At 61.9% G+C, this 7,403-nt stretch carries 6 protein-coding genes and 1 pseudogene; 3 read left to right on the forward strand and 4 right to left on the reverse strand.

The features are described from left to right. The coding region (locus VFI82_02585) for a reverse transcriptase domain-containing protein (protein HET7183543.1) at positions 1–623 on the reverse strand (623 nt) is incomplete at its 3' end. Positions 624–1,235: 612 nt separating this feature from the next. Then, positions 1,236–1,421 (reverse strand): annotated as a pseudogene (locus VFI82_02590) (IS3 family transposase). Positions 1,422–1,517: 96 nt separating this feature from the next. Here VFI82_02590 and istA point away from each other — a divergent pair. Together istA and VFI82_02600 are read left to right on the forward strand one after the other, a co-directional pair. Further along, positions 1,518–3,035, forward strand: coding sequence for an IS21 family transposase (gene istA / locus VFI82_02595; GenBank protein HET7183544.1), 1,518 nt, complete (start codon positions 1,518–1,520; stop codon positions 3,033–3,035). Continuing rightward, positions 3,032–3,391: an ATP-binding protein gene (locus VFI82_02600; GenBank protein HET7183545.1), complete on the forward strand. Its 360-nt coding sequence runs from the start codon at positions 3,032–3,034 to the stop codon at positions 3,389–3,391. The genes istA and VFI82_02600 overlap by 4 nt, the downstream gene beginning before the upstream one ends. Before the next feature lie 11 nt (positions 3,392–3,402). On the opposite strand, the gene VFI82_02605 is transcribed toward VFI82_02600, so the two are convergent. Next, positions 3,403–5,502: a recombinase family protein gene (locus VFI82_02605; protein HET7183546.1), complete on the reverse strand. Its 2,100-nt coding sequence runs from the start codon at positions 5,500–5,502 to the stop codon at positions 3,403–3,405. Further along, complete coding sequence (locus VFI82_02610; GenBank protein ID HET7183547.1) at positions 5,486–5,677, reverse strand: hypothetical protein; 192 nt, start codon at positions 5,675–5,677, stop codon at positions 5,486–5,488. The genes VFI82_02605 and VFI82_02610 overlap by 17 nt, the downstream gene beginning before the upstream one ends. 213 nt (positions 5,678–5,890) lie before the next feature. On the opposite strand from VFI82_02610, the gene VFI82_02615 reads away from it, so the two are divergent. Then, positions 5,891–6,454 carry an ATP-binding protein gene (locus VFI82_02615; GenBank protein ID HET7183548.1) on the forward strand — a complete coding sequence of 188 codons (564 nt, stop codon included), beginning with the start codon at positions 5,891–5,893 and terminating at the stop codon, positions 6,452–6,454. Positions 6,455–7,403: the final 949 nt, after the last annotated feature.

A 7,403-nucleotide genomic window follows, 5' to 3' on the forward strand; every position in this document is an offset into this window, starting at 1 on the left:
CCGATGCGCGCGCGCACGCGCTCCATCAGCAAGTGATGATCGATATGGTCGAAACAACCCTTGATATCGCCCTCGATGACCCATTGATAAGGCGCCCGTTGACGTCGGCCATCACTGGCCTTTGCTCGCGGACGTATGGCAGTGCGGATGTGCTCCAAGGCGCCATGACATCCTCGTCCGGGTCGAAACCCATAAGAGACATGCCAGAAGGTCGCCTCGAAGATCGGTTCCAGAAGATGCTTGACCGCGCATTGCACGACGCGGTCGGTTACGGTGGCTATACCCAGGGGTCGGAACTTCCCTGGTTGACCCGGCTTGGGAATCCACTTCCGACGGCCCAGGCTCGGCCGATACCGGCCCGCCCGCAAGTCGTCCCGAAGCCCCTTCAGAAAGGCTTCAATCCCCCGCCTGCGTATGCTCGCCACCGTTATCCCGTCTATCCCGGCGGTACGACTGCCCTTGTTGCTAGCAATTCTGCGCCAGGCGCATCGCAGGTTGCGGAGATCGGTTACCCAATTCCACAACTCGCGGTAGCAACTGTCGGGATTCTTCCTGCTCCACTGATATAGCTTATGTTGAACGCTGAGGAGCCAAGCCTCATCAGCCTGATCATCCGAGTCCACGGACGATTCCTCCGCCACCACAGCCTATCGGTTCCCTGCCTGCCTTCGCCCTGTGCCCGGTTTTCCCGTGCTCCGACTACTACGCAGGCTCCGCCCCCTGTCCTAATCTTCGCCGGTCTCCGCGGTTAGCTCGGGTCCGTCCCGAGCAACTAGTCAGGGTTCCCATGTTCCGGCGCTCGGCCTTTGTCGCTTAGGCGGCGTGCTCTAGCCCTGGCGATTCTGGACGACGGCATAGAAGGAGTGAGGCGTCGTCGAGTTCAATGCTGAACCCAGCAGTCAGCAACATAAAGACTGACTAATTCGGATCGCAGCTACTCCCAGCCCCATCCGGCCGTCCCGGGAGCGTTGGTGGCTAAGTACAGAGCCTTCCGTCGCACGCTTCGTTGTCTCGCCTTACGACACGCGGTAGCCCGGCCCATCGATGATGGCGATGTCCGGTACAGTTCAGACCGTCAGCTTTTCCACGTATCGGCGGAACCCGATACGCTGGGACAGTCCCCTTCGATTCCGGCTCCTTCCCGGAATCGGGTGGCTTCGCAGCCACCGGCCAAATGCCAGCAGGCTAAGAGGTTCGTTTCCTATGTCATCTCTTCCTCCTTGCCATCATGGCGCACTTATGTCGGCGACCCACAACCGATTGGGCGCCGCGGCGATGAAGTTGCGTTCGACCAAATCGGGTGCCGGCCGCGCGCTGCGCTCTCGTACCGTGGTAGTTACCCATTGGCGGCGGCTCACTCCCCAAAGGCCTGCGGCCTTCAGCAAGCGCGCGACCCGCTTGCGTCTGATTTCGATACTCTGATTTGGCCCACTTCGATGCTTTGAATTGGCCCACCCCGGCAAAGCCGAGCATCCTGCCGAAGAGGCGGGAGGCTTGGGATGGAGCGGAGAGCGAAGGTGGAACTGTTCGAGCAGATTCGTCGGGAATACGAGTTCGGGCTTGGGACCATCCAGGGAGTTGCGGCCAAGCTGGGAGTGCATCGGCGGATGGTGCGTCAGGCGTTGGCGAATGCCGAGCCGCCGGCGCGCAAGCAGGGTCAACGGGAACGGCCGGTAATCGGGCCGCTGCGGCCCTTCATTGAGGCTATCCTGGCGGCCGACCGTAAGGCGCCGCGCAAGCAGCGTCACACCGCGCACCGGATCTTCGAGCGGATCCGGAGCGAGCAACCGGAGTACAAGGTGGCCGAGGTGACGGTGCGGCAGTATGTGCGCGAACGCAAACGGGAGTTGGGTTGGTCAACGCGCGTGACCTGCGTGCCGCAGAACTACGCGCCGGGGCAGGAAGGCCAGGTCGATTGGTACGAGGCGTGGGCGGAGTTGAGCGGCGCGCCAGTTAAGCTGCAGGTATTTTCGTTGCGCAGCATGGCGAGCGGTGCCGCTTTCCATCGGGCCTATCAGCACGCGACGCAGCAAGCGTTTCTCGAGGCCCACGAGCACGCGTTCCATTATTTTGGCGGAGTTTTCCGGCTCCTCAGGTATGACAACCTGAAGAGCGCGGTGAAGAAGATTCTGCGCGGCCATCGCCGCGAGGAGACGACGTGCTTCATCGCCTTCCGCTCGCACTGGCGCTTCGAGAGCGATTTTTGCACGCCGGCGGAACCGCACGAGAAAGGCGGGATCGAGAGCGAGGCCGGCTACTTCCGGCGCAATCACTGGGTGCCGCTGCCACAAGCGCGGGACCTGGACGAGCTCAACGCGCAACTGCTGGCTGCCTGTCACGCAGATGAGCGGCGCCAGATCGCCGGCCATCACCAGAGCGTCGGCGCGGCGATGATCGAGGAGCGCGCCCAGCTACTGCCGCTCGCCGAGCAAGGTTTCGAGCTGGTGGAGCTGTCATTCCCGTGCGTGGACGGGCTCGGCTGCGTGCGGGTGCGGACCAATCTCTATTCGGCGCCGGCGCCGCCCGGACGAACCGTCGAGGTGCGGCTTTATCCGAGTCATGTCGAAGTGCGGGATGAGGGCCACTGCATCGCGCGTCACGCACGCTGCTACGAGCGGCACCAACAGGTGCTCGACCTCGAGCATTATCTCGACGTGCTGGAGCGTAAGCCGGGTGCGCTGATCGGGTCGAAGCCGCTCGCCGCCTGGCGCCAACGAGGACTGTGGCCGGAGAGTTACGATCGGCTGCTCGACGAGTTGAGGCGCCGCAACGGCCAACCAAGCGGCACCCGCCAGATGATTCAGGTGCTGAGCCTGATCAAAGCGCACGGCCACGAGCGGGTGCGCGCGGCGATAGAAGAGGCGATCGCGCTGGGCTGTGCCGACGCCGCGGCGGTGCGGCATCTGGTGGAAGCGGCCGACCTGACCCATGCGCGCGACGCGCTCATCGAGCTGGACGCCCTGTCACGCTTTGAACGACCGCTGCCGGTAATGACCGATTACGACGGACTGCTCGGCCAGGAGGTGACGCCGTGAACGCGCAGAGCGTCGCCCTCGAAGCGGCCACCATCCGGCAGCAGTGCAAGGTGCTGCGGATGCCGACCATCGCGGCGCAGTGCGCGCCACTAGCCGAACAGGCGGTGCGCGAACGCCGCACCCATCTCGGCTATCTCGAAGCGCTGTTGCAAGCCGAACTCGAAGAACGGGAACAACGCCTGATCGAGCGGCGCATCCGCGAAGCCCGTCTGCCACGACTGAAGACGCTGGAGGAGTTCGAGTTCGCGCGTAATCCCAAGGTCTCGGCCCAGCAGATCCACGAACTGGCCAAGGGCGACTACATCGCGAAAGCGGAGCCGATCATCTTTATAGGCGACAGCGATCCAGCGACATAATGCCCACCTCGCTATGTGCCCGGATTTATTAGGTTTAGTTGTTCAGCCGGAACGCTTCGCGGAAGCTTTCGGCGCTGTCTTGCAGCCTCCACAGCGGCTTTCACCTCTTCGCTCTCCAGTTGTTCGCGGTTGATCGCCCACGGGGCGTACGGTACGGGCTGGCGTGCACTAAGCGTGCCGCGTTCGATCAGCGTCCGAACGGCCGTAGCGCTTATCCCAAGGATTTGCGCAGCGGCCTCGATGGTGACTGTCCGATCGCCGTCGCGCTCCCGATCAAACACCGCGATGCCGTGATTATTGCGCAATGAGTTGACCCGAGTCTGCGTCCAGCTATTGCCCGCTCCAGTGCGATAGCCAAGGCGATTGAGTATTCGCGCGATCTGACTATCTGGAAGAACGCGGGCGAGATCCCTTATCACCTCGACTACCTCGCGATCCGTTGTATATCGATGCTCACCGATTCGGTTCCTGCGTACGTATAGCGTCGAGTGTTTGTCACCTTTCCAATGGATAACCAATTCGATACTCTGATCGGCAGCGACATTGGCCATGATCTCTTCGATGAGAAGACGCACCAGACGCTTCTTGCTTCGGTAGTCTGTGGCCGGATTCGACCACACCGCGGGAAAGCGTCGCGCCAGCGTGAGCAGGCGCGCTCGGTCGGGTACGGGCTGCCGGCTTTGATCGCTTTTGAGTTCCAGCAGTCGGCGATCAAGCTCTCCGACCCGGGCCAAGGCCTCGTTCCATCGGTGCTCAAGCGTTTCCGCTACCAGCCGGTTCTCAGGCTCAACTGCATCGTACTGGCGCTCGGCGCGAGCCGCCTGGTAGCCGGCTTCTTCGAGTTCAAGGGTCAGCGCGCGGACGACCTCGTCTGTCTGCTCGGCAACGCGCTGCGTGTTCTCAAGCGTTGCCTCAATCGCGCCCGGTGTGAGAACGCGCAGCACTTCAGTTTCTACGGCGGCATCCACTCTGAGCCCGCCGAACGAGATGCATTTGTCCGTGCCGTGGTTGATGGCGGCTCCGCGACATGAGTAGCGGGGAACCTTCCCGTCGTTACCGGAGTAAGAGACGTGAAGCTTTCTTCCGCAGCGCCTGCAGCGCAAGAGTCCCGCGAGCAGACTGCGACCCTCGCGCGGCGCGCCGCGCACCATCACACCCTTCATCTGCGCGTTGTCCGCGATCAGCCTCCGGTTGCGCTCGTAAGTGTCCCAATCGATATAGCCCTCGTGATGCTGGCGCAGCAACACGATCCAGTCCTCGCGCGCTCGTCGATGTCCCTTCGTTTTGTGCGCGCGGCCGTCAACCACGCCGGTGCGAGTGATGGTGCGGCCGAAGGTGTAGGCGCCGGCATATATCGGATGGCAGAGGATCTTGTGGATGGTGTTGTAGACGGGCAGGCGCCACTTCACTGCTCGGCCAGCGCGGCGCTCCTCTTCCAGTGAGGGCAGGGCGAGTTTTTCCTGCCGGAACCAGAGCAACACTTGGCGCACGCTGCCCAACTCGGCGAACTTGCGGAAGACCAGTTCGAGCGCTTCCCGGATGCGCGAATCCGGGTGCTTCTCGATCCGCCCGTCCGCGGCCTTTACGTATCCAATCGGCAATCCCAGAATCAGTTCGCCACGGCGCGCCTTGGAAAGCAGACCTTGCTGCGCACGCTGGCGAATCCAGCCCAACTCCGCCTCGCTCATGGTTCCCTTGAGTCCGAGCAGAAGCCGGTCGTTGGGATGGCGGGTGTTGTAGATTCCTTCGTCGTCGATGATCAGCGTGTCCATCAACCCGCACAAGTCGAGGAGCTGATACCAGTCGCGATTGTTACGAGCCAGCCGGGAGACCTCGACGGCGAAGATCGCGCCGATGTGGCCAAGGCCGACCTCCGCTACCAAGTGTTTGAAGCCGGTGCGGGCCGTGCTGCTGGCGCCCGAACGCCCCAAGTCCTCGTCGATTACCGAGACCTCGTGCCAGCCCAGCTGCTTGGCTCGTACCGCCAGGTCGTATTGTCGGCGACGGCTTTCGTGATGATGACGCACCTGGCTGATGGTTGATTGACGCACGTAAACTACCGCCGGGCGCGCCAGATGCTGCGGCCCAATCTTCTCAGCGCTCGCCATCATCGTCGTCCACCTCCACCACGTCTGGGCCTACCGCGAGCTGCATCAGTAACCGCATCAGTTCGTCGCGAACTTGAAGCCGGAGCTGCGCCGGCAGTTCCTCCCAGCCGATTCGCCCCTCCCAAGCCAGCTCGAGTTGCCGCGCTTTTGGCTTGGCCGTCTTGCTCTTTCGATCCATCCTCGCCAACCTCCTCGGAATCCTCCACCGAGCGGATCGTGGGCGAGCGGGCAGCGAACGGCAATGCATCGAGCGCGGCGGTCAGTTCGAGCAGCGCGGCGAGCGAGACCTCGGGAACTTCGGCGTGGTGACAGCGCGCGCACGCCTCGCGCGAGGTCATCCACTCTGGCACCAAGGCCCAAGTGTTGTCCGGTAACAAACAGACCAGGCTTCGTGTGCCGTCCGGCGCAAGATGTCGACGCTTCGGAAAAAGCGCTCGCCCGAACAGCGGATGCCAGCGATAGTGAACGATTACTGAACGTGAAAACTGAGCAGTATGTGTCTGTTCCGAGCGGCACCGGCAAGACCCATCTGCTTACCGGCCTGGCCGTCGCCGCCTGCCGGCAAAAGCGCCGGGTGCGCTTCGCCACCGCCGCCGCGCTGATCAATGAGATGGTCGAAGCCAAGCATCAGCTGCAGCTTGGCCGCGCGCTCTCACGTTGGGCGCGCTACGATCTGATCGCACTCGACGAAGTAGGCTATGTGCCGCTGGCCGAGGTCGGCGCCGAGTTCCTCTTCCAGGTCATCGCCGAACGGGCCGAGAAGGCGGCCGTGATCGTCACCACCAATCTGCCGTTCTCGGAATGGACCCAGGTGATTCCCAACGCCCGGCTGTGCAAGGCCTTGCTCGACCGCATTACCGATCGCGCCAATATCATTGAGACCGGCACTGAGTCCTACCGCTTTCGCCGTACCCTGGAGAAGCGCAAGGGCAAAAGCTCGGAGACCAAGAATTAATACCGCGCCGCCGCCGGCCGCCAGCGGCGGGAGAAAGTGAGATCTCGGAAAGGTGGATCACTTCAGAGCGCGAAACTGGGAAATCAAACACGGAGGGGTGGGCCAAATCTGAATATCAAAGTGGGCCAAACCGCATTGTCAAAATCAGCGGGCGCTCACGGATGAGCTTCCGACAGCCATTCTCAAACGGCATTTTGGATCACCTTCCACATATGCCGACAGGCCTCCACCAAAGATTGCTCCACCGGCTACGCTAGCCGCCATTTTTAGAAAGCTTCGACGTGGGAACCGAACCGAGCCACCGGCCTCGAGCAATCGCGCATTCCAGGGTTTATTTCTGTCCATGGGCCTGCTCCGCTTGAACGGGGTTGTGGGTCGAAAGCAGTGTAATAGGAGCCTAGATCGATCAGACGGGCACACTTCTCCATCGTGTGGTCGACATCACGAATAGCCGACCCGAACGAGAGATATGGCAGCCTCCTGAGATTTAGAGATCGCGACCTCCTACGTCGGGCGTCAAGCTGCAGGCCGGCTAAGAGCGCTACGTCTTAGACGGGTGGCGTCATTATTACGTTCCGATCATCCGGCCATCGCTACCAAGGCATTGCTTCCTCTATCGACGGTGTGCCGTCTGGCGGAAAGATAGGTGCATAACGGCTCCAGCGGTAAAGCGCCACGGACATCACCACGGACAGCACGACAACTGCGGCAAAGCCTGCCGACAATACTGCATCTGTTATCGCCCTTTCTTTCAGGCCTCGGAGCCCCTAAAACGAGCGTGGACGCGAGAGTTCGTTGTGTTTCGCGAGAGGTGACTCTTGCCGCCGTTTATCGATTTCATTGGGCAACCCTCATGCCCGAGCGGCGTGAAAGAATCCCTCACAACCGTGCATCGACTTTTCACGTCGAAGCGATCGCGAGAGGTGTCCCTGCGCTCTGCCTCAGCCTA

Source organism: Terriglobales bacterium, from assembly GCA_035691485.1.
Taxonomy (GTDB): domain Bacteria; phylum Acidobacteriota; class Terriglobia; order Terriglobales; family Acidobacteriaceae; genus JAIQGF01.

Coding starts and splice junctions, on each gene's coding strand:
- VFI82_02605 (HET7183546.1), bottom strand. CDS start 5,502: ATGATGGCGAGCGCTGAGAAGATTGGGCCGCAGCATCTGGCGCGCCCG.
- VFI82_02610 (HET7183547.1), bottom strand. CDS start 5,677: ATGGATCGAAAGAGCAAGACGGCCAAGCCAAAAGCGCGGCAACTCGAG.